We start from the raw sequence: 1459 nt of genomic DNA on the forward strand, positions 1-1459 counted from the left end.
TTCCGCGACAAGGGTGATCGGACGCGGGCGTTTGCCGATTTAGGCAAGTCGCTTCAGCTCACGCCGAACAACGACCGCGACGCCTATGCGCGCGCCAACATGTATTTCGACGACCACGATTACGCGCGGGCGCTGGAGGATTACGACCGCGCCATCAAGGCCAATGCGAGTTATTCCGCCGTGTTCAACGCCCGCTGCATGACGCGCGCGATCGTCGGCCGCCTGCAGGAGGCGCTGGCCGATTGCGAGCAGTCGCTGCGGATGCGCCCGAACGATCCCAACACGCTGGACAGCCGCGCCCTCGCCCACCTCAAGCTCGGCAATCTCGACGCGGCGATTGCCGATTACGACGCAGCGCTGAGCGCAAAGCCGGAGCTCGACAGCGCGCTCTACGGCCGCGGCCTTGCGAAACGGAAAAAGGGTGATGCCGACGGCGCCGAGCGCGACATCGCGGCGGCCAAAGCACTCAATGCCGGCATCGCCGATGTGTTCGCCCGTTACGGCGTGGAGTAGGCCGGGAAAGCCGCGCATCCGCGCTTGACCGATGCTCGCCAGGGGTGTGTCTCGCAAAACACCGGCTTGACAAGCCCTGCCCTTCGGCTGTAGGGACGCGCCCCATGATCAACTCTCGGACCAACCGCCGCGCAGCTTTCCGTCGTCGCACCCGCGACGATGATGGGTTGCGCCATGTCCGACGCCGCTGAAGCACTGAATTCAGCCAGTTTTCGAGAAGGCCGCACCCGCAAAGTGCGGCCTTCTTGCTTTTTGCGTCCATTTTCCACCCGCCTCCAGAGGAGTTCGACATGACCACCGCCACCCATCCGTATGACGCGCTGATGGACATCACCGCACGGCCGAAGGCCGTGTTCGTCCGCGGCGCCGGCTCCTACCTCTGGGACGACAGCCGCAAGCGCTATCTCGATTTCGTGCAGGGCTGGGCCGTCAACTGCCTCGGCCACTCCCCGCCCGCGATCGCCGATGCGCTGGCCACGCAGGCCAAGCGGCTGCTGACGCCAAGCCCGGCCTTCTACAACGAGACCAGCCTCAAGCTCGCGCAGGCGCTGGTCGCAAACAGTGCCTTCGATCAGGTGTTCTTCGCCAACTCCGGCGCGGAAGCCAATGAGGGCGCGATCAAGCTCGCGCGCAAATACGGTAGCCTGCACAAGGGCGGCGCGTTCGAGATCATCAGCTTCGAAGGCGGCTTCCACGGCCGGACGCTGGCGACGATGTCGGCCTCGGGCAAGAAGGCGTTCGAGCCCCTGTTCGAGCCGAAGGTCGCCGGCTTCAAGAACGCGACGCTCACCGCCAACGCCTCGGTCGAAAAGCTGATCAACGACAACACCGTCGCAATCATGCTGGAGCCGATCCAGGGTGAATCAGGCGTGTGGCCCCCGACCGATCGCTTCCTGCAGGAGCTGCGCTCACTCACCGAGGCGCACGGTCTGCTGCTCATTTTCGA

2 protein-coding genes are annotated in these 1459 nt (G+C 64.8%); both read left to right on the forward strand.

Annotated elements, in window-relative coordinates; translation table 11 throughout:
* Window positions 1-513 (forward strand): tetratricopeptide repeat protein (locus AC1D00_RS40835; RefSeq protein ID WP_477014608.1); only part of this gene is annotated, 513 nt, incomplete at its 5' end.
* Between the two features lie 290 nt (window positions 514-803).
* On the forward strand, window positions 804-1459 hold a 656-nt coding region (locus AC1D00_RS40840), incomplete at its 3' end, for an aminotransferase class III-fold pyridoxal phosphate-dependent enzyme (protein WP_477014609.1).

The organism is Bradyrhizobium sp. P2_E8 (genome assembly GCF_056403875.1).